Origin of the sequence: [Micrococcus luteus] ATCC 49442 (assembly GCF_010367585.1) — a bacterium.
GTDB lineage: Bacteria > Actinomycetota > Actinomycetes > Actinomycetales > Micrococcaceae > Arthrobacter > Arthrobacter luteus_A.
The window spans coordinates 1,741,031-1,760,938 of record NZ_JAAAXP010000001.1 but is presented as its reverse complement, the minus strand read 5'-3'; the positions used below and the strand labels follow the sequence as shown (position 1 = coordinate 1,760,938).

Genomic DNA, 19,908 nt, shown 5'->3' with positions numbered 1-19,908 from the left:
CTTTCCATGACGATCACCATCTCCCGAACAGCGGCTCCCGGAAACGGCGTAGTGCGCTATGCCACCGTTGGCGCCCTGCAGCTCGAGGCCGGCGGTTACCTTCCCGAGGTCACCCTGGCGTACGAAACGTGGGGAACGCTGAACGCTGACGGCTCCAACGCTGTCCTGATTGAGCATGCCCTGACCGGCAGCACCCACGTGACGCGCGGCGACAGTGACGAGCCCGGTTGGTGGGAACAGCTCGCCGGACCGGGTGCACCAGTGGATACTTACCGATTCTTTGTGGTCTCGATCAATATTCTGGGCGGCTGCTACGGGTCCACCGGGCCGTCGTCGGAGGCGCCGGACGGAAAACCCTGGGGCTCCCGGTTTCCGCTGGTGACGCTGCGCGATACAACGGCCGCTGAGGCGCGGCTGGCTGACCAGCTGGGCATCCATAGCTGGTTCGCCGTGCTGGGAGGCTCCATGGGCGGAGCCCGTGCCCTGGAGTGGGCAGTCAGTTATCCGGAACGGGTGCAGCGCTGCGCTGTTATTTCCGTGGGGGCCGCGAGCACGGCTGAACAGATCGCCTTCGCCCAGGCCCAGACACTGGCCATCCGCCAGGATATCAATTTCAACGACGGCGACTACTACGGCGGTCCGCTGCCCGAGGACGGACTGGCCCTGGCCCGGCGGATCGCCCACATCACCTACCGCTCCGCGGAGGAATTCGACGGCCGGTTCGGGCGCTCGGCGCAGCTCCCGGAATCGCCGCTTCGAGCCGCGGCGCTGGGGGAGCGTGGCCGCTACCAGGTGGAAAGCTACCTGGACCACCAGGGCAAGAAACTGGTCAGCCGGTTCGACGCCAACAGTTACATCGCCCTGACCGATGCCCTGATGAGCCACGATGTCACCCGCGGGCGCGGCTCATTGGACGAGGCGCTCAGCCGCGCTACCGCCAGGTTCTTCGTCGCAGCCGTGGACAGCGACCGGTTGTACTTCCCGTCGCAGTCCCGCGAACTGGCCGATGCGCTCCCGGGTGACGTGGATGTCCACGTCATCGAGGCCCCCATCGGCCATGACGGCTTCCTGACCGAAATCGGCCAGCTGGGCAGTCAGCTGCGGAGCACGTTCCTGGTCTAGGATCCGGCTGGTCTAGCTTCCGGCAGGAGTCGGCGTCCTGGCCGGCATCAGCGTCGTGCCCCGGATCAGCCGTTCATGATGTCGGAGCGGCGTTTCATGTATTCCTCCATGGCCAGCTCACCGTTGCTGTACTGCTGGTCCAGTTCGGCGAGCTTCCGGGCGCGGTAGCCCTGCGGGGCCGACGGCGGCGGGGGAGTTCCGGGGGCAGCGGGCGCCGTGGGCGCTTCTGCGCTCGGGCCCGGCTGGGGCTGCCCGAACTGGGGCTGCCCGTATTGCTGAGAATCCCCGTACTGCTGGCCGGGATACTGCTGGCCCGGGTACTGCTGATCCAGGGGCGGGACGGGATTCATGGGAGGCAGCGGCTCGCTCGGCGGCAGGGGCTGCGGGCTCATAATCTGGCGGAAGCCGCCGCTCATGTAGTCCTGTTGTGTATAGCCGTCGCGGGGCTGCCGGTTTTGCTGTCCCGGATACTGGCCGGGGTAGCCCCCGGAGAAGCCCTGGCCCTGGTTCCGTTTGTTGACAGACTTCCGGTACATCCGCATCGCCATGGGTATCACAAACGACAGGATGATGATCCAGAAAAACAAGCTGTTCACGGTATAACGCCTCTCATTGTGTCCTTCCAGCTTAAGCCGCGGCCGGCAAAGGGCGCGTCTCTCGAACGACAGGGCAACTCCAGGGTGTAGACCGCCAGCCGCCGACGGGGCGGGACAGCGCGACGCCTCTCCAACAGCTTCCACCAGACTCCGGAGCCCCGCGCTCCCGGCAGGACTGCCAGGAGGCGGACTTCGGTTTCACCGTCTGTGGCCTGGCGGGCAAGTGGTGACCCGGACGGGAGCAGGCTGGCGGTGCCCGAAGCGTTCGAAGGTCAGCCCTCCCACGTCTTCGACTTCGTTCGCACGGGCCGGGCGGACCCGGTACCTGGCGACTGTTGTTGTCGTGCTCATTGCCCGTCCAGTGCCTTCCTGAAGCAGACGCTGCCGTGGTCGCCGGCGTAGGGGCCAAAGCCCGGAATGCGGCTCCGGCCTTCGCGGGAGTAGAGCGCGATGGCTTCCGGCTGCAGGATCCCGGTCTGCAGCACCAGCTCCGGCAAACCCAGGCCCCTGGCGCTCTCCTCAACCTTCGCCAAAGCCTGACGGGCCAGTGCCCGGCGCCGGAAGGCGGGCGCCACGAAAACCCGTTTGACCTCCCAGTAACCCGGGTTCTTCAGCAGGGCTGCTGTCGCTGCGGGCTGACCGTCGACGACGTCGATCCACACCGTTTCGATGTCCTCCGCCCGGGGTGGCAGCGGCCTCGGCCGTCCCTGTTCGACAAATTCCCGGTACCGGGGCCCAAGCTCAGCGTCCATCTGCCCGCGCAGGGCTGCTGCCCACGGATGGTCCCAATCCGTCTGGACCCAGCCAACATTCAGGCGCGGGTCGTCCGGGCTGTCAGCTGCCGAGGCCCCCTAGTGAATGACATGCTGAACGGTCATGGTTGTCCTCCCGTCGTGGCACGGTCTGTTTCGCTGCGTTCTTGACAGCCACTGTAGGAGCAGCGAGGGAGGCCGCCCAGCCGGACCTGCATGTCACGTCACGGTGTGAAACGTCGCGTCAGATGGCGCCATGAGCAGTCATCTTCGGCAATATGGGTGCTCAGGAATGCCGTTCGACGGCGCCCGTCCGTTCCCGGGTCCCTCCCCAAAGCGTCGTCGTCCGCCGCCGCGTGCTGGCGCACGCCTTAGGAGACGGCGCCCGTATTCACCCGAACGGTTGGAATGCCCAGGAAGGCGCCGTACTGATCCACGGCCTGCTGCACCGCATCGCCCCGCGGGCTTTGACGCGGGGCGGGGAACAGGCGGATGTCCAGTTCGCAACGGTCCGGCAGCAACGTGTGGCGCCACGCACCGGCCAGCCGGCCGTCCAACAGCACCACATGCATCGGCGTGCCACCCAGCGGGAAGGCCGGGGCATTGCCGCCGAAATAGTGCCGGGTGGCGGAATAGCCCATCACGTATTCGTCGTAGCACTGCACCAGGTCCACCCGGCCATCGTCGGCGCTGTCAGCGCCACCGGCCGTGCCGAAGCCAGGGCCACCGGCGTCCATGCCCGCCGCAACATAGTGCACGACGCCGTCAATCACCACCGCCTCCAATGTCGCCGGCGCGGTTTCCAGGGTCAGCGCCACACCGCGCCGGACCTCGGTCATGGTGAGCCCGGACCAGTCGGCGCAGTCCTTGACCGTGGCAGGACCCCGGCTGGTGAAGTACCGCCGCGAAAGCTCACGGAGGGCCTCCTCCCGGGTCCACGGCTCCGCGGGCCCGGCCGGGACGCGTTCATCAAAAAGCGCGTAGGTCTGCTTCAGGGCGCCCGCGGGGCTCCGCGCAGGCGATCCGCTGGTCAATACGCCGCTGATCTCGGCGTGCATGATCAGGTACGCCAGTTCCAGCCCGGTCGCGGCGAATCCGGCGTCCCGGAGGTGCGCGGCCAGCTGGTCACGGGTCAGATGCCGTCCGCCTTGCACGGCGTCGGCCAGCACCCGTCCGCTCCGTTCCGCGGCAGCAGCGTCGATCCCTGTCCGCCGGTATGTGCCGGCATTGATCTGATGGAGCCGGGGTGCTGACAACGCTGTCAGCCAGCGAAGATCATCCCGGTGCACAAAATGCCAGGTTGGCCGCAGAATGTGGGTGCGGAGGATCCGGCCGTCTGACACCGCCTGCTCCACATCCGCTGCGGAGGCGGTCCCGGCCGCCCCGGCAACTCCGTGCCCGCGGGTGCGTTGCGCCAGGCTCCACCGGGCGTAGGGAAACTCCTGCGCCTGGACAGCCAGGAGGTGGCGGACGACATCGTGCGGGAACTGAGCCCGGGACCCTCGCAGCAACTGCGCATGCAGCCGGCGACGCACAGCCTCATCCTGTTGCATGGCCGGTGGCGCATCTGTCACGGGGGATCCTTCGCCTGCGGCTAGCGGCGGGCTCCGGTGGTGCCCAGGGGACCTTCACCGGAACCCAAGGGGACGCCCGGACCAAACACGGGGCCCGGCGTCGGACGTTTTGCCGTGATGCCGTCTCCTGAGGACCGGTTGCGCAGCCGCCGCACCACCCACGGGACAAAGTGGGTGCGGGCCCACACCAGATCGCCGGAGCGGGCCTCCCGCCACGTGCGCTGCGGCAGGGACTTGGGCAGCAGAGGCTCCAGCGTGTGGTTCACATTAAGCGAATCGAGCACCATGGCAGCAATGGTGTGGTGGCCCAGCGGCGAAAAATGCAGGCGGTCTGCATCCCACATCTGCGGATCATTCAGCTGTTTGAGCGACCACATGTCGGCGATGATGGCGTCGTGCCGGGCCGCGACCGTGCGGAGGTTCTCGTTGTAGATGGCCACCTTGCTGCGGATCCGGCCCAGGACAGAGGAACCCGTGTCCGGACCGTTGAACAGCACTACCGTGGCGCCGCCCATCGCCAGGATCTGGACGACGGAATCAAGCTTCTCGGCGAGGGCATCCGGGTCACCGCCCGGCCTGATGAGGTCGTTGCCGCCGGCCGAAAGTGTCACGAGGTCCGGCTTGAGCGCCAGGCACGGGGCGAGCTGCTGGTCCACGATCTGCTGCAGGAGCCGCCCGCGGACGGCCAGGTTGGCGTAGGCAAAATCTTCCTGGCCACGGCCCAGCTCCTCGGCTACGCGGTCGGCCCAGCCACGGTAACCGCCCGGGCTCGACGCTTCAGGGTCCCCGATGCCCTCCGTAAACGAATCTCCCATGGCTACATAGCGGCTCCACGGGTGGGATTCCGTGGCCGTGTCCGGGGTATGCAGGGCTTTCGAGTCAGTCACGGTCCTATCCTGCCTCTTCGTTCGTAAGCTACGCCAACGTAGGTAGTTACCGGTGGGTAACTGTAAGAATGGAAACCATGACTGACGCCCAAGTATTTCCAGCCCCTGTTGTTTTGTGGTCCCGGCCCGAGGACCAGCGCTCCGGACGGCCGCTGCTGGTGCTGCTCCACGGCTATGGCGCCAACGAACAGGACCTCCTGAGCCTGGCGGATATGCTGCCCCAGGAATTTGTTGTTGCCTCGCTCAGGGCGCCGCTGCCCACCGGACCTGGCTTTATGTGGTTCCCGCTGACCGCGTCGGTCGACTACTCCCTCGACGCCGTGAAGGAAGCGGCCAGCTATGTGCAGGACTGGATCGACTCCGTCAAAGTCAACCACCCGTCGGTGACGCTGCTCGGCTTCTCCATGGGCATGGCCATGGCCACCACGCTGCTCCGGTACCGGCCCGCGGACTACGCTGCCGTCGTCGGGCTGTCCGGTTTTGTGATCAACGCCGACGGCGATCCTGCCTTCCGGGACAGCGAACTGGACGGATCCGTGCCGCTGTTCTGGGGCCGCGACCAGCAGGACCCCGTGATCGCACCGGACAAGATCGACTACACCATGGGCTGGGTGCGCAAGCACGTCCACCTCACCAAGGTGCTCTACACGGGCATGTGGCACGGGATCAACCAGCAGGAGATCGGTCATGTATCCGAGTTCCTGACCCATGAGGTCCTGAACAAGTAACTACAGAACGCACGACGGCGGCCCCCGGCATGGTGCCGGGGGCCGCGCTGTTGCATCAGGCTTCCGGGGCCACGACTTTCACGGTCTGCCCGTTCACCGTGACGGTATCCCCGTTGTGCAGCTGCCGGCCGCGCCGTTCGTCGATCTCGCCGTTGACCTTGACCAGTCCGTTCTTGATGAGCTCGGCGGCTTCCACACCGTCTTCCACCAGGCTGGCGAGCTTCAGGAGCTGGCCAAGGCGGATCATGCTGTCGCGGATGGGGATCTCTTCAATGTCCTGGTTGCTCATATAAGCAATGATGCCCGACGTAAGGTGGATTCAATGACGCACACCCCACGGCTGCCACTGCTTGCCGGCCTTCCGCTGGCAGTCGGCGCGGGGCTGGCCATTCCCGTCCAGGGGCGTATCAACGGGGCCCTCGGCGTGCGGCTGAACGACGGCATCGCCGCAGCCGTTGTCAGCTTCAGTACGGGCCTGATCCTGATCGCCGTTATCGCCGTGCTGCTGCCCACGGGCCGGGCCGGGCTCACGCGGATTATCCCCGCCCTCCGGGACCGCCGCTTTCCCCGGTACTACGCCCTTGCCGGCGGCGTGGGCGCCTTCTTCGTTTTTGCCCAGTCCACCACCGTGGGCCTGCTCGGCGTGGCCCTGTTCACTGTTGCCACGGTCACCGGCCAGACCCTGAGCGGCCTTTTCGTTGACCGGCTCGGGATCGGCCCGGGCGGCAAGCGGGGCATCACGGGAGTCCGCGTCATCGGCAGTGTGCTGACCATCATTGCCGTGGCCTGGGCCGTGTCCCCGCGCTTTGGCAACGCCGCCGACGTCGGCCTGCTGCTGCTGCCACTGATGTTGCCGCTGGCAGCGGGTTTCCTGATGAGTTTCCAACAGGCCATGAACGGGACCGCAACCCTCCACTACGGCACGCCGATCGCGGCGACCCTGGTCAACTTCGTCGCCGGCGGCCTCCTCCTCTGGCTTGTCTGGGGCATCAAGGTTGCTGTCGCGGGTACGGGCAATCCGCTGCCGGGGGAGTGGTGGTACTACCTCGGCGGGCCCATGGGCTGTATCTTCATCGGCCTGGCTGCCGTGCTGGTCCGTGCCCTGGGCGTCCTGGTCACGGGCCTGGGCATGATTGCCGGCCAACTGGTGGGCTCCCTGATCCTCGATGTTGTGCTCCCCGCGCCCGGCTCGGTGGTGGCCCTGCCCACCGTCCTGGGGACCATCCTGACCCTGGCCGCGATCGTGGTGGCCACCTTGCCGTGGCCACGGGGAGCCTTCCGGAGGTAGCGGCCGGTAGGCTAGGACACGCAGCCTCTGCACCCTGATTGCTGCACCCTGTTTTCTTCGTCCGCCCTGCCCGCACCCAGCGGGACCGCACCCGTGTGCGCCGGGGCCAAGCTAACCGCGGACCGCACCCAGCGGCCCTGTAGAAATTGGAGTTCCACCATGGCACCAAAGTCCGTCCTCGACCAGGTCATTTCCCTCTCCAAACGGAGGGGCTTCGTGTTCCAGGCCGGTGAGATCTACGGCGGCTCGCGGTCAGCCTGGGACTACGGGCCCCTCGGTGCCGAGCTGAAGGAAAACATCAAGCGCCAGTGGTGGCAGTCCATGGTCCGCGGCCGCGAAGACGTGGTCGGCCTGGACTCATCCGTCATCCTGCCCCGCCAGGTATGGGAAGCCTCCGGCCACGTTGAGGTCTTCTCCGATCCGCTGGTGGAGTGCCTCTCCTGCCACAAACGCTACCGCGCCGACCACCTCGAGGAAGAGTACGAGGAGAAGAAGGGCCGGCCGGCCGAGAACGGCCTGAAGGACATCGCCTGCGCCAACTGCGGCACCCGTGGCGAATGGACCGAACCGCAGGAATTCTCCGGCCTCCTCAAGACCTTCCTCGGCCCGGTGGCCAACGAGGAAGGCATGCACTACCTGCGCCCGGAAACGGCCCAGGGCATCTTCGTGAACTTCAGCAACGTGCTCACCACGTCCCGGAAGAAGCCGCCGTTCGGCATCGGCCAGATCGGCAAATCCTTCCGCAACGAGATCACCCCGGGCAACTTCATCTTCCGCACCCGCGAGTTCGAGCAGATGGAAATGGAATTCTTCGTCGAGCCCGGCACGGACGAAGAATGGCACAAGTACTGGATGAAGGAGCGCATGTCCTGGTACACGGGCCTGGGCATCCGCGAGGAAAACCTGCGCTTCTTCGAACACCCGCTGGAGAAGCTCAGCCACTACTCCAAGGGCACCACGGACATCGAATACCGCTTCGGTTTCCAGGGCTCGGAATGGGGCGAGCTTGAGGGCATCGCCAACCGCACCGACTTCGACCTCTCCACGCACTCCAAGGCATCCGGCCAGGACCTGAGCTACTTCAACCAGGCCACCAACGAGCGTTACACCCCGTACGTGATCGAACCGGCCGCCGGCCTGACCCGGTCCTTCATGGCCTTCCTGGTGGACGCTTACACCGAGGATGAGGCACCCAACGCCAAGGGCGGCGTCGACGTCCGTACGGTCCTGCGCCTTGACCCGCGCCTGGCACCGGTCAAGGCAGCCGTCCTGCCGCTGAGCCGCAACGAAGACCTTTCGCCCAAGGCCAAGGCCCTGGGCACGCAGCTGCGCAAGAACTGGAACATCGATTTTGACGACGCCGGCGCGATCGGCCGCCGCTACCGCCGCCAGGATGAGATCGGAACCCCGTTCTGCATCACCGTGGACTTCGACACCCTCGAGGACCAGGCCGTGACCATCCGTGAGCGGGACACCATGAGCCAGGAACGCGTCTCCCTGGACAAGGTGGAAGGCTACCTGGCCGCCCGCCTGATCGGCGCCTGAGCGTGGCCATCGAATACCGGGAGTGGCGCGAGGGCGATGACCTGACGCTGCTCGAAATCTGGGGCGGTCCGGAGACCGAACAGGCCCGGCAGTTCCGTGGTGCCCTGACGGTCTCCTCGGCCGGCACGGACGGCAGCCCGTGGCGCCGGACCATTGTGGCCGAAGACGTCATTGACGGCGTTGGGATTCCCGTTGCTGCGGGCGTGGTCTACGAGGCGTCCCTGCATCCCGAACGGCTGTGGGCCTACATCGAGGTGGCGCGCGATCACCGGCGCGCCGGCATCGGTGCCACGCTCCTGACCATGCTGCGCCGCGAAGCCGGGCAGGCGCCCTCGGGCGTTACCAGGCTGCGCGCCAAAGTGGAGCCGGGCAGCCCGGGAGCCGCGTTTGCCGAAGCGTTCGGGCTGCAGCCCATCCAGCGCTCGCGGCTGGTCGTGGTGGAGCCCGGCGCCCTCAAGCTGCCCGTGTTCCCGGCCAAGGACAACGGCGGCCGGCCCTCGAACGATGAAAACGCCGGGTCCGATGTGGTGATGGACCTCGCCACCGGTTCGGTTGAACTCACCGACGTGGTGGGGCGGTACTACACGTCCATTCACGGCTGGGATTCGCCCGGTGTCCTGTCGGTGGGGCAGGTGCAAAAGCTGTTCCTGGACGACCTCACCGGTGCCCACGGCGCCATTGTGCTGCGCGCCGAGCCGGCCTCCGCTTTCGGTGCCGGAGTTGCCCCCAGCAAAAAGGGCCGCATCCGGGCCTTTGCGGTGAGCTACGCGGCGCCTGCCCAGGACCCTTCGGCGGGAGCCCCCGCCGAGGACAAGCAGGCGACGGATGTCTTTGTGGGCCACGAACCTGCATTGGATGCCGACGACGCCGCGGTAGCAGTCCGCGACCTGCTCGCGCTGCTCGCCTACCAGCACCCGGTCATGCTGGAACTGGACGATTCGATGACAGCGCTGCGCGCCGCCGTCGAGCCCTTGCTGGAAAGCGGCAAGGCGCACCAGCAGGGGCATGACACCCTGGTCGTCTCCGACTGACGGGTCCGAACCCAAGTAAGTAGCGCCATCCGTCGTTGTGAACCCTCACAACGACGGATGGCGCTACTCAGTTAACGGGTGCCCGAGCAGCCACACCAGCAGCAGTCAGAGATTCACCTGCGTGGCGGCCGGCGGCAGCAGCTTGTCCAGCGTGCGGGTCGCCGGGTGCGCAGAGCCTGTGCGCTCCGCGAAGGCCTTCAGCACAAACCCCGTGGCCAGGGAGTGCCAGAGGCGGACCCGCCGGACCATAAAGTGCCCGGCACCGCTGAGCGACACGTACTGCATGGACGCGGCTGCGCCGGCGGCACGGCGGGCAAACTGCAGGGATTGCCTGGGGCTGGTCATCCGGTCTCCGGTGCCGTGGACAATCAGGACCTTCCGCCCGGCAACCCGGCCGGCCGGTGTCTCCGGACCCAGCCACGGGGCGAGCGCCACCACGGCTTCAACCTGCGGATGATCGGCCGCACAGACTGCGGTGAGCCCGCCCATGGAGTGGCCCACAAGATACACCGGAACACCGGGGTGCTTTGCGCTGATCTGTTGCAGGGCCCAGCGGGCGTCGTGGAGCGCGGACATGTCCTGCCCGTTCCAGCCGCGCACGCTGTTCCGCAGGGACCAGACGGCCAGGCCGTCGTCCTTGCCGGCCCGGTGCAGGTGGCGGGCGAAAGGGATCATTCTGAGGGGGCTCAAGTGCCGGGCCTCCACCGGCTCATAACTGTGAGCCTTGCCGCCGTGCAGCACCAAAGCCACACCCTTCGTGGCACCGGTGGCTGCCAGGACGGTGAGCGCCGGCTGGTGCCTGCCCGCGGGCACCCTTGCGGCGGCTGCGTTCCGGTCGGGTGCGTTCCTGTCGGCTGCGCTGCGGGGGGTGTTGCGGTGCTCCCCGGTCTTGTGGTCCATCACGTGTGGTTCCTCCCGCTTCCTGCCATTTATCAACCCTAAGGTGACCGACGTAGAGTTCAAGGTATGAGGATTAGCTGCTGATGGGATCCGGTCACTCCCACGCTTCCACCGGTCATTCGGAGCCGACAGCAGAAGCGATTGCCGCTCGCCGGAAGGCAAACCGGATACTTGCCGCCATCCTGGTGCCGCTGACGCTGCTGACCCTGGCAGGAATGGCCATGCTGTGGCCGTCCGGGTCCAAGGAGGGTATCTCCCTCGCCAGCCCGTACTCGGCCGCGCCCGGTGTCACCTTTGACACGGGCAAGATCCAGAGCGTGGTGGAAGAAAGCTGCATGCAGGGCACCACCGCGGCGGGCCCGTCCTCCGACGGCACGGGCCAGCCTGCCCCGGAGGGTTCCGAATGCATGTTTGCCTTCACCCAGCCGGACCAGGGCGGCAGCCCCGTCAAGGTGGTCATCAACCCCGAGGTCGCTCAATCCCACGGGGTGCGGCCGGGGGACCAGATCCGGTACCTGAACCTCTCCAATGCGCAGGGCGCAGCGGCCTCGCAGGGGTCACCGGCCTACATCTTCGTTGACTTCGTACGGACCCTGCCCATCGTGATGCTGGCACTCCTGTACGCCCTGGTGGTGATCGCCGTGGCACGCTGGCGGGGACTCCGGGCACTCCTGGGCCTGGTGGGCGCCTACTTCGTCCTGGCTGTCTTCATGCTGCCGGCGCTGGTGGAGGGGAAGCCGCCGCTGCTGCTGGCGCTGGTGGGATCCACCGTGATCATGATCGGGGTCCTCTACTTTGCCCACGGCTTCTCGGCCCGGACCTCGACGGCCCTGCTGGGCACAATGTTCGGGCTCGGCATTACTGCCCTGCTGGCGGCCTGGGCCACGGACGCCGCCAACCTCGCCGGCGTGGGCAGCCACGACGCCACCACCCTGATCAATACCTCGGCCAACATCTCCATCTCCGGGGTGATCCTGTGCGGCCTGATCATCTCGGGCCTGGGTGTGCTCAATGATGTCACCATCACGCAGTCGTCCGCCGTGTGGGAGCTGTACGAGCTGGCGCCGGGCACCAGCGCCCGCAAGCTGTTCAGCTCCGCGATGCGGATCGGCCGGGACCATATCGCCTCCACCGTCTACACCATCGCGTTCGCCTACGCGGGTGCAGCCCTGCCCATCCTGATCATCGTGATGCTCTACAACCGGCCGCTGGGGGACACCCTGACAAGCGCTGAGCTTTCCGAAGAGGTCATCAGGACGCTCGTGGGCTCCGTCGGGCTGGTGCTGGCCATCCCGGTAACGACGCTGATCGCCGTGCTGGTGGTCAAGGCCACCGGCATCCAAACGGCAGCCGGGCCCGCGGATGCCGGCGGCAGGGTGCACGTGAACCCTGATGACATCGAAGATACGGGCGCGCTCGCCGCTGCAGTTGCGAGCACCCGCCCGCGCCGTACAGCGGTGGCGGATACGGCATCGGGCCTGGCGGAAAACGGGGAAGAGCCAGGGGCACCCGCAACCCGGCGAGGCCGCCGCGCGGACCGGGGCTGAACCGGCCTCGACCTTGCGCAGGAGCCGATCCCGCCGATTTGCCCGCCTTTGCGACAATGGACAGGTGACTGTTACCGCAACCCCTCCTGCCCCCAAGCTGGAACTCCCGCCCCTGAAGCTGGGCAACATCACGGTGGACACCCCCGTGATCCTGGCTCCCATGGCGGGCATCACCAACTCCGCCTTTCGCCGGTTGTGCCGTGAGTACGGCGGCGGCATGTATGTGGCAGAGATGGTCACCTCGCGTGCCCTCGTGGAGCGGACGCCTGAATCGCTGCGGATCATCTCGCACGACGACGATGAAAAGGTCCGTTCCGTCCAGCTGTATGGCGTGGACCCCGTGACCGTGGGCCAGGCCGTGCGCATGCTGGTGGACGAGGACCGGGCGGACCACATCGACCTCAACTTCGGCTGCCCCGTCCCCAAGGTGACCCGGCGCGGCGGCGGCTCCGCCCTGCCATGGAAAATCGACCTCTTCACCTCCATCGTCCAGACGGCGGTCAAGGAAGCGTCCAAGGGCAATATCCCGCTGACCATCAAGATGCGCAAGGGCATTGACGAAGACCACCTGACGTACCTCGACGCCGGCCGGATCGCCCGCGACGCCGGGGTCGCCGCCGTCGCACTCCACGGCCGCACGGCCGCGCAGTTCTACTCAGGCCAAGCAGACTGGACCGCCATCGCCCGGCTCCGCGAAGCGCTGCCGGACATCCCCGTGCTGGGCAACGGCGACATCTGGTCTGCCGAGGACGCGGTCCGCATGGTCCGGGAAACGGGTGTGGACGGCGTCGTGGTGGGCCGCGGCTGCCAGGGACGGCCCTGGCTGTTCGGTGACCTGATGGCTGCCTTCGAGGGAAGCGACGTCCGCCACAAGCCTGACCTCCGCAAGGTGGCCGAGAGCGTCTACCGGCACGCCGAGCTGATGGTGGAAACCTTCGGCGACGAGGGCAAAGCCCTGCGTGAAATCCGCAAGCACATCGCCTGGTACTTCAAGGGCTACGTGGTGGGCAGCGAACTCCGCACTAAGCTGGCGCTCGTGACAAGCCTGGAGGTCCTCCGTGAGACGCTTGACCAGCTGGACCTGGACTCGCCCTACCCGGGGGTGGATGCCGAAGGCCCCCGCGGCCGGGCCGGCTCACCGAAGAAGCCGGCGCTGCCCAAGGACTGGCTGGAATCCCGCGCACTGAACGATGCACAGTCCAAGGACATCTCTGCCGCGGAGCTGGATGTTTCCGGTGGCTGAAACCCGCACCACAGCACCGGTCCTGCCCGGGTACGAGGCCCGGGACTCCGCCCGCTGGGTGGAGGAGCCGCCCAAAAGCACGTACCGCTCCGATTTTGAACGCGACCGTGCCCGCGTACTGCATTCCTCGGCCCTGCGCAGGCTCGGCGCCAAGACGCAGGTTGTGGCACCGGACACCGACGACTTCGTCCGCACCCGCCTGACCCACAGCCTGGAAGTGGCGCAGGTGGGCCGGGAGCTCGGCCGTGCCCTGGGCTGTGACCCGGACGTGGTGGACACCGCGTGCCTGAGCCATGACCTGGGCCACCCGCCCTTCGGACACAACGGCGAGTCCGCCCTCAACGAGGTGGCGCACGCCATCGGCGGGTTCGAAGGCAACGCCCAGACCCTCCGCCTGCTCACCCGGCTCGAACCCAAGGTACTGACGGAGGACGGCCGTCCGGCGGGGCTGAACCTCACCCGCGCCAGCCTGGACGCGGCGTCGAAATACCCCTGGTCGGCGCTGGACGCGCCGGTCCTCCACGGGCAGCGCACCAGTAAGTTCGGCGCCTACGAGGACGATCTGCCCATCTTCAACTGGATCCGGGAAGGTGCGCCGGAGCGACGGTCCTGCCTCGAAGCCCAGGTCATGGACCTCGCCGACGATATTTCCTACTCCGTACACGATGTCGAGGACGCCATTGTGGCAGGCCACTTCCAGCTGCGCTGGATGGACAACCCGGACCACCGCGCCCGCGTGGTGGGCTATGCCAAGCAGTGGTATCTGCCGCACAACGATCCCGCAGCAATCGACGCGGCCCTTGCCCGGCTGGAGGCCACCGACGTCTGGGTCCGCGAGGCTGATGGCAGCCGCAAATCCATGGCTGCACTGAAGAACATGACCAGCCAGCTGATCGGCCGGTTCTGCCAGAGCGCCCTGGAGGCCACGCGTGCCCTCTATGGTCCGGAGAACCTCACCCGGTACAACGCCGAGCTGATGGTCCCGGACGAGACCGTTATGGAGATCGCGGTGATGAAGGGCCTGGCCACCACGTTCGTGATGACCACCGAGCACCGCCAGCCCATCTACGAGCGCCAGCGCGAAGTCCTGCATGCGCTGGTGACGGCCCTGAACGCCACGGGGGACCGCCACCTCGAGCCGATGTTCGCGGCGGACTGGCGGGACGCGCCCGACGACGGCGCACGGCTGAGGGTGGTCATCGACCAGGTGGCGTCACTCACGGACGGGTCGGCGCTGGCCATGTACGAGCGGCTCGTGGGGAGCCTGCCATCGCTTTGGTGAGGAACAACACCAGGCGCTCTTCCCGGCGGCACCCCGGGGCTAGGATGGCTCTGTGGCTGGCCTGATCAAACGAGAAGATATTGACGAAGTTCGCCAGCGCACGGACATCAAGGAAGTGGTTGACGGCTACGTCACACTCAAGGGTGCCGGCCTGGGGACGTATAAGGGCCTCTGCCCTTTCCACGACGAGCGCTCGCCGTCATTCACCGTCCGCCCCCAGGTAGGCAGGTACCACTGCTTCGGCTGCGGCGAAGACGGCGACGTCATCGCTTTTGTCCAGAAGCAGGACCATACGTCTTTCCATGAGGCCGTCGAAAAGCTTGCCGCCCGCATTGGCTATGAACTGCGCTACGAGGACGGCGGAACCGGTCCCAGCCGCGAAGAAGTGGGAAAGCGCCAGCGCCTGCTGGACGCGCACAAAATTGCCGACGAGTTCTTCCGCGCCCAGCTGCTGACTCCCGGCGCCGCTGAAGGCCGGAACTTCCTGTACAACCGCGGCTTTGACCGGGCCGCCTCGGAACAGTTCGGCGTCGGTTACGCGCCGCAGGGCTGGGATGCGCTGCTGAAGCATCTCCGCGGCCGGGGCTTCACTGACGCTGAACTCAAGCTCACCGGCATGTTCTCTGAAGGAAACCGGGGAATCTACGACCGGTTCCGTGGCCGCCTGATCTGGCCCATCCGCGACATCGCCGGGGACACCATCGGCTTCGGCGCCCGGAAACTCTACGAGGACGACCAGGGCCCCAAGTACCTCAACACCCCCGAAACGACGCTCTACAAGAAATCCCAGGTCCTTTACGGGATCGATCTGGCCAAAAAACATGTTGCCAAGGACCGCCAGCTGGTGGTGGTGGAAGGCTACACGGACGTGATGGCCTGCCACCTTGCGGGAATTCCGACGGCGGTGGCCACCTGCGGTACCGCGTTCGGCGCCGAACACATCAAGATCGCCCGGCGGCTCCTGTCCGACGACGGCACCGGGGGAGAAGTGATCTTCACTTTCGACGGTGACGCCGCGGGGCAGAAGGCCGCGCTGCGGGCTTTCGACGAGGACCAGCGGTTCGTGGCCCAGAACTATGTGGCCGTGGACCCCACCGGCGCCGATCCCTGCGACCTGCGCCAGACCAAGGGCGACGCCGCTGTCCGGGACCTCATCAACAGCCGGCGTCCGTTGTTTGAATTCGCCATCAAGGCAACACTGAAACGCCATAATCTGGACACCGTGGAAGGCCGCGTGGCAGCCCTTCGCGAATCTGCCCCGGTGGTGGCCCAGATCCGGGACGCCGCCATCCGGCCTGCCTACGCCCGGGAACTGGCAGGCTGGCTTGGCATGGCCGTTGAAGAGGTCAGCCAGGCCGTGGCCGTGGCAATGAAACGTGCTGCTGCAGGATCGCAGGCTACAGGCGCGCCGCCGGCGGGCGGACCGGCCCAGCCCGGCACCCGTGCAGGGGCGCCCAGGACGCAACCCGGCGGACCCGGAGTCGCTGCCGGACCGGCGTCGGGCGCTGTTCCCTCCTATCACCGGCCCGATCCCCGCGATCCGGTGGCGTCCATGGAGCGGCAGGCGCTGGAGGTGGCGCTGCAGGAGCCCGCGCTGCTGGGCGGCGGCATCTGGGAACGCTTCTCGGCTGCGCGGTTCAGGACACCCGCCTTCCAGGCCGTTCATGACGCCATGCGCGCCTCCGGTCCAGGATCAATCGGGGAGCCCGTGCGCTGGGTGGAGCAGGTGATGAACGAGGTCCCGGAACCTTTGCGTCCATTGGTGTCCGAACTGGCTGTGGTGCCGCTGCCGGCCAGCACCGCCGACGCCGTCCAGAAATACTGCAAGGACATCCTGGCCCGGCTGTTCGAGCTCCAGATCACCCGGGTGAAAGCAGACAAGATGGGCCAGCTGCAACGGCTGGACCCCGCAGCCAGTCCCGAGGAATTCCAGCGGCTCAACCGCGAACTGATGATGCTGGAAATGGAACGCCGGGCGCTCCGCTCGGACTCCTGATCCGGGCGCTGCAGTCTGGATTTCACGTCCGATTTCGCTTCCAGCCGGTGGGTTTGCTAGGCTGATACCCGCTTCATTCCTCCTTAGCTCAATTGGCAGAGCATTCGACTGTTAATCGAAGGGTTGCTGGTTCAAGTCCAGCAGGAGGAGCGCACAATCCCCGTTCCGGGTCACCGGAACGGGGATTTTTTATACCCGGGGAGGGTATTGCGGGGACGTGACAGCGCCGATTTCACATTGGCGGGAAACCTTTGCTAAGGTCATACCTGCTTCATTCCTCCTTAGCTCAATTGGCAGAGCATTCGACTGTTAATCGAAGGGTTGCTGGTTCAAGTCCAGCAGGAGGAGCAAACAACAAAAATTCCCCGTCCTCCGTGTGAGGGCGGGGAACTTTTGCTTTCAGACGAAATCCATTTCCACCTGCAGGAAACGCTCGGCCTCGGCGATGGCGGCGAGGAACGCTTCCTGTTCGGTGGGGGACTTGCGGGGTTCGCGCGGGTGCCATTCATGCGGGGCGGAGTGCACCCTGGCGAAGCCGGCGCCCGGTGGAGCGTAGAAGATGCCGAAGCGCTGCACGGGCCACTCGGGAGACGTCTCAGGGGCTACCAGGAGGGCTGCGCTGAAGGCGGGGTTGAACCACTGGGCAATCGGGCGGCGCCGGTCTTCGGTAAAGAGCCCCGCAGCATAGAGGGCCGCTGACTGCTCGCCCGTCTGCGCACACAGCCGGTCCCACCACAGTGGCAGGATGCCGGAATCGCACCGTTGCCATGTGGCCGGAAGCGGCGAGGAGTACTGCCAGCTGGGCACGGATTTATTTTATCGCGGCAGCGTACGCCACGTCAGGGGCGGACGGCCCTGGCAAACCGCTCTGGCGGACGGGAGGCCGCAGGCCCGCGCGGACCGTCTGCGCCGGGGCTGAGCCTAAACCTGCGGGTTCACTTATTTCCGGTTCCAGGGACCAGGGTTCACCCGATAGAGCAGCGCCGAAACGACGAGGGCGCCGAGGATAATTCCCATTGCAGGGCTGCCGACCATCCGGCCGGCAAAGTAGCCGGCGACGGCGCCCAGCACTGCCCCGAGGAACAGTCCCCGGGGGTTGCGGTGCGGCGTGCGGCTCACTGGATCGACGGGACTGTCCGTGGCCGCACGATAAGCCACAGACCGGCAATTGCTACCAGGATGCACGCGGCCTGGACGGCGCCCATCGGAGTGGAGCTCGTGATTCCCAGCCAGCCAACCACCGGTGAGATCAGCCCCGCCATCATGAAGGTCGCGGCCCCCAGCAGGGAGGCAGCCGTGCCGGCCTGGGCTCCGTGGCTGGACAGTGCCAGCACCTGCACACACGGGAACGTGAAACCCGTACCCATGATGTAAAGCCAGAGCGGGACAAGCACGCCCCACAGCCCCAGTCCGGCCTGGTCGAAAATCACGATCAGCAGGGCCATCAAAAACATCCAGGCCGTGGAACATGCCAGGATCCACTGGGGCGGGACCCGCCGGATAAGCCTGGAGCTGATCTGGACGCCGGCCACGATGCCCAGGGAATTGATCCCGAACAAAAGGCCGTACTCCTGCGCCGAGAAACCGAAAATGTCCTGGAACAGGAACGGCGAGGCGGACAGGTAGGTAAAGAGGCCGGCGAAGTTCATGCCGCCCACCACCAGCAGCCCCACGAAGATCCGGTCCGTGAAGAGGACTTTGTAGCGCTGCCCGGCAGTCATCCCGGATTGGCCGCGCTTTTCGGGCGGGAGGGTTTCCCGGACCAGGAAGAGCGCTGCAGTGATCACCAGGGTGCCGTAACCGGCCAGGAACACAAAGATGCCGGGCCAGGGCATCACGAGCAGCAGCTGGGATCCGATGACCGGTGCAAGGATCGGTGCGAGTCCGTTCACCAGGGCCATCCGTGAGAACATCCGTACCATGGCGTAACCGGAGAACAGATCGCGGACCATTGCCATGGCCACCACGCCGCCGCCGGCCGCGCCCACGCCCATCAAAACGCGGAAGAGGCCCAGCGTGGCGATGTCGGTGGACAGGGCCGCTCCCAGCGAAGAGGCAATGTGCAGGGCAGTGGCCAGGATCAGCGGGAGGCGCCGGCCGAACTTGTCGCTGAGGGGGCCCACCACCAGCTGGCCGAGCGCGAAGCCTACGGTGGTGCCGGCCAGGGTCAGCTGGACCTGTGCCTCTGACACTCCCAGGCTGGCTTCGAGCGCCGGGAAGGCCGGCAGGTACAGATCAATTGTGAAGGGCCCCAAAGCGGTAAGGGCACCGAGGAGGAGGATGTACAGCAACTTCCGGCGGCGGCTCAGGGAATCGCCCGGATTGAGGGGTGTGGTCACGGAGACCAATCCTAGGCCCCGGCAGGTCACTCGTTATGGGATTGCAAGCGCGCCGTTGGGCCGGCACGGGAGTTTGGCCTGACCCTGAATGATAGCTTTGGGGGCGGGACCGTGCTGGCGCACGCTCCCGTAGACGAAGCCGGACCGATAAAACAGCAGACCAGCAACAAGTAAGGCGGGAACCGATGAGCGGACGTCACACCGGGCGCACCAGCCAGGGATTGCGTATCACCGCACTGCCCAAGACGCTGAAACTACTCTTTCGCCTGGCGCCCCGCCAACTGAACGACGAAATCGCGTTTGCCAAGGTAGAGCTCAAGCGCAAGGGCGTCCAGGTGGGAGTGGCGGCAGCCTTTTTCGCTGTCGCGCTGGTGTTCGTGGCGTTCCTGGTTGTTGGCCTGATCGTTGCCGCTATCATGGGCCTGGCCACCATCATGCCCGCCTGGCTGGCCGCGCTGATCGTTTGCGCCGTGTTCCTGGTTATCGCCCTCATCGGCGGGCTGATCGGTCTCCGGAAGTTCAAGAAGGCGATGCCCCTGATGCCGGAGGAGACCATTCGCGGGATCAAGCATGACCTCGGCATTGCCAAGGAAGGTTCGGACTTCAATGCCGCCATCCTGGATCCGGCCAGCCCGGAGGCAAAAGCAGCCAAGGCTGCCAAGGCCGAGGCCGCAGCGAAGGCCAAGGCTGAGAAGGAAGCCAAGGAAGAGGCAAACAAGGTGGAGTTCCCGCACGCGTCCGAGCCCGAGCTCCACCGCAGGCTGGACCAGCGGCGGCGCCACATCGCCGAAGTCCGTGACGAGCTGGACACCGAGTTGGACCTCAAACCCCAGGTCAACTTCCTTGTGGGCGCGGCCAAGGTAAAGCTCGGCGAGGGCAAGGCCGTGCTCGACCACGGGAAGAACGCGGCCGGTCAAAAGTTCGCAGCGTTCTCCGAGTCCGCTGAAGGTGCCAGCCTCCGTTGGAAGCCCCTGGCCGCTCTCGTGGCTTCTGCCACTGTTTTTGTGGTGCTGCTGCGCAGGCTGCTTCGGAATCCATAACTGACCAACACGTCCACGCAGTGCTGTGAGGAGGGGAG

The 19,908-nt window shown here is 66.4% G+C and carries 19 protein-coding genes and 2 tRNA genes; 12 read left to right on the top strand and 9 right to left on the bottom strand.

The genetic code is table 11. The features are described from left to right. The first annotated feature begins 6 nt into the window (after positions 1-6). Positions 7-1,122, top strand: a complete 1,116-nt coding sequence (gene metX, locus GUV69_RS07965; protein WP_208786610.1) for a homoserine O-acetyltransferase MetX — start codon at positions 7-9, stop codon at positions 1,120-1,122. A gap of 65 nt (positions 1,123-1,187) precedes the next feature. Here metX and GUV69_RS07960 read toward each other — a convergent pair whose 3' ends face one another. The 4 genes from GUV69_RS07960 to GUV69_RS07945 form a co-directional block, all read right to left on the bottom strand. Beyond that, positions 1,188-1,718 (bottom strand): hypothetical protein, encoded by a 531-nt coding sequence (locus tag GUV69_RS07960; RefSeq protein WP_164201271.1) that lies wholly within the window; start codon positions 1,716-1,718, stop codon positions 1,188-1,190. Positions 1,719-2,065: 347 nt separating this feature from the next. Beyond that, positions 2,066-2,470 carry a GNAT family N-acetyltransferase gene (locus GUV69_RS07955; RefSeq protein ID WP_164201269.1) on the bottom strand — a complete coding sequence of 135 codons (405 nt, stop codon included), beginning with the start codon at positions 2,468-2,470 and terminating at the stop codon, positions 2,066-2,068. A 371-nt stretch (positions 2,471-2,841) separates the two neighbouring features. Then, positions 2,842-4,044: a winged helix DNA-binding domain-containing protein gene (locus GUV69_RS07950; protein ID WP_307480410.1), complete on the bottom strand. Its 1,203-nt coding sequence runs from the start codon at positions 4,042-4,044 to the stop codon at positions 2,842-2,844. A gap of 20 nt (positions 4,045-4,064) precedes the next feature. Then, complete coding sequence (locus tag GUV69_RS07945) at positions 4,065-4,859, bottom strand: SGNH/GDSL hydrolase family protein (RefSeq protein ID WP_244292846.1); 795 nt, start codon at positions 4,857-4,859, stop codon at positions 4,065-4,067. A gap of 149 nt (positions 4,860-5,008) precedes the next feature. On the opposite strand from GUV69_RS07945, the gene GUV69_RS07940 reads away from it, so the two are divergent. Continuing rightward, positions 5,009-5,659 carry an alpha/beta hydrolase gene (locus GUV69_RS07940; protein ID WP_164201266.1) on the top strand — a complete coding sequence of 217 codons (651 nt, stop codon included), beginning with the start codon at positions 5,009-5,011 and terminating at the stop codon, positions 5,657-5,659. A 55-nt stretch (positions 5,660-5,714) separates the two neighbouring features. Here GUV69_RS07940 and GUV69_RS07935 read toward each other — a convergent pair whose 3' ends face one another. Continuing rightward, positions 5,715-5,948: an RNA-binding S4 domain-containing protein gene (locus tag GUV69_RS07935; protein ID WP_164201264.1), complete on the bottom strand. Its 234-nt coding sequence runs from the start codon at positions 5,946-5,948 to the stop codon at positions 5,715-5,717. 33 nt (positions 5,949-5,981) lie between these two features. Between GUV69_RS07935 and GUV69_RS07930 the strand changes: the two genes are divergently transcribed. The 3 genes from GUV69_RS07930 to GUV69_RS07920 all read left to right on the top strand — a co-directional run bounded on the left by GUV69_RS07930 (position 5,982) and on the right by GUV69_RS07920 (position 9,523). Next, positions 5,982-6,947 carry a DMT family transporter gene (locus tag GUV69_RS07930; protein ID WP_164201262.1) on the top strand — a complete coding sequence of 322 codons (966 nt, stop codon included), beginning with the start codon at positions 5,982-5,984 and terminating at the stop codon, positions 6,945-6,947. Positions 6,948-7,106: 159 nt separating this feature from the next. Next, positions 7,107-8,492 (top strand): glycine--tRNA ligase, encoded by a 1,386-nt coding sequence (locus tag GUV69_RS07925; RefSeq protein WP_164201260.1) that lies wholly within the window; start codon positions 7,107-7,109, stop codon positions 8,490-8,492. Positions 8,493-8,494: 2 nt separating this feature from the next. Continuing rightward, positions 8,495-9,523, top strand: coding sequence for a GNAT family protein (locus tag GUV69_RS07920; protein WP_164201258.1), 1,029 nt, complete (start codon positions 8,495-8,497; stop codon positions 9,521-9,523). A gap of 105 nt (positions 9,524-9,628) precedes the next feature. On the opposite strand, the gene GUV69_RS07915 is transcribed toward GUV69_RS07920, so the two are convergent. Beyond that, entirely contained in the window at positions 9,629-10,423 is a 795-nt protein-coding gene (locus GUV69_RS07915; protein ID WP_164201256.1) for an alpha/beta hydrolase, read from the bottom strand. 83 nt (positions 10,424-10,506) lie between these two features. Between GUV69_RS07915 and GUV69_RS07910 the strand changes: the two genes are divergently transcribed. The 6 genes from GUV69_RS07910 (at position 10,507) to GUV69_RS07885 (ending at position 16,839) form a co-directional block, all read left to right on the top strand. After that, on the top strand, positions 10,507-11,970 hold the full coding sequence (locus GUV69_RS07910; RefSeq protein WP_164201254.1) for a YibE/F family protein: 1,464 nt from the start codon (positions 10,507-10,509) through the stop codon (positions 11,968-11,970). 64 nt (positions 11,971-12,034) lie between these two features. Beyond that, complete coding sequence (dusB, locus tag GUV69_RS07905) at positions 12,035-13,213, top strand: tRNA dihydrouridine synthase DusB (RefSeq protein WP_164201252.1); 1,179 nt, start codon at positions 12,035-12,037, stop codon at positions 13,211-13,213. After that, positions 13,197-14,495, top strand: coding sequence for a deoxyguanosinetriphosphate triphosphohydrolase (locus GUV69_RS07900; protein ID WP_167525084.1), 1,299 nt, complete (start codon positions 13,197-13,199; stop codon positions 14,493-14,495). Before dusB ends, GUV69_RS07900 begins: the two co-directional genes overlap by 17 nt. Before the next feature lie 52 nt (positions 14,496-14,547). Next, positions 14,548-16,491, top strand: coding sequence for a DNA primase (gene dnaG, locus GUV69_RS07895; RefSeq protein ID WP_164201248.1), 1,944 nt, complete (start codon positions 14,548-14,550; stop codon positions 16,489-16,491). 77 nt (positions 16,492-16,568) lie between these two features. Then, positions 16,569-16,641 (top strand) — tRNA-Asn (locus tag GUV69_RS07890). A gap of 125 nt (positions 16,642-16,766) precedes the next feature. Further along, positions 16,767-16,839 (top strand) — tRNA-Asn (locus GUV69_RS07885). Between the two features lie 51 nt (positions 16,840-16,890). Here GUV69_RS07885 and GUV69_RS07880 read toward each other — a convergent pair. The 3 genes from GUV69_RS07880 to GUV69_RS07870 all read right to left on the bottom strand — a co-directional run bounded on the left by GUV69_RS07880 (position 16,891) and on the right by GUV69_RS07870 (position 18,830). Continuing rightward, entirely contained in the window at positions 16,891-17,298 is a 408-nt protein-coding gene (locus GUV69_RS07880; protein WP_164201246.1) for a hypothetical protein, read from the bottom strand. Positions 17,299-17,430: 132 nt separating this feature from the next. Then, the gene (locus tag GUV69_RS07875; RefSeq protein WP_164201244.1) at positions 17,431-17,610 is read right to left on the bottom strand and encodes a hypothetical protein; all 180 of its coding nucleotides are present in this window, start codon (positions 17,608-17,610) and stop codon (positions 17,431-17,433) included. Then, positions 17,607-18,830 carry a multidrug effflux MFS transporter gene (locus tag GUV69_RS07870; RefSeq protein ID WP_164201242.1) on the bottom strand — a complete coding sequence of 408 codons (1,224 nt, stop codon included), beginning with the start codon at positions 18,828-18,830 and terminating at the stop codon, positions 17,607-17,609. The genes GUV69_RS07875 and GUV69_RS07870 overlap by 4 nt, the downstream gene beginning before the upstream one ends. Before the next feature lie 185 nt (positions 18,831-19,015). Between GUV69_RS07870 and GUV69_RS07865 the strand changes: the two genes are divergently transcribed. After that, a complete protein-coding gene (locus tag GUV69_RS07865; protein ID WP_164201240.1) occupies positions 19,016-19,870 on the top strand; it encodes a phage holin family protein in 855 nt (284 codons plus the stop codon). Positions 19,871-19,908: the final 38 nt, after the last annotated feature.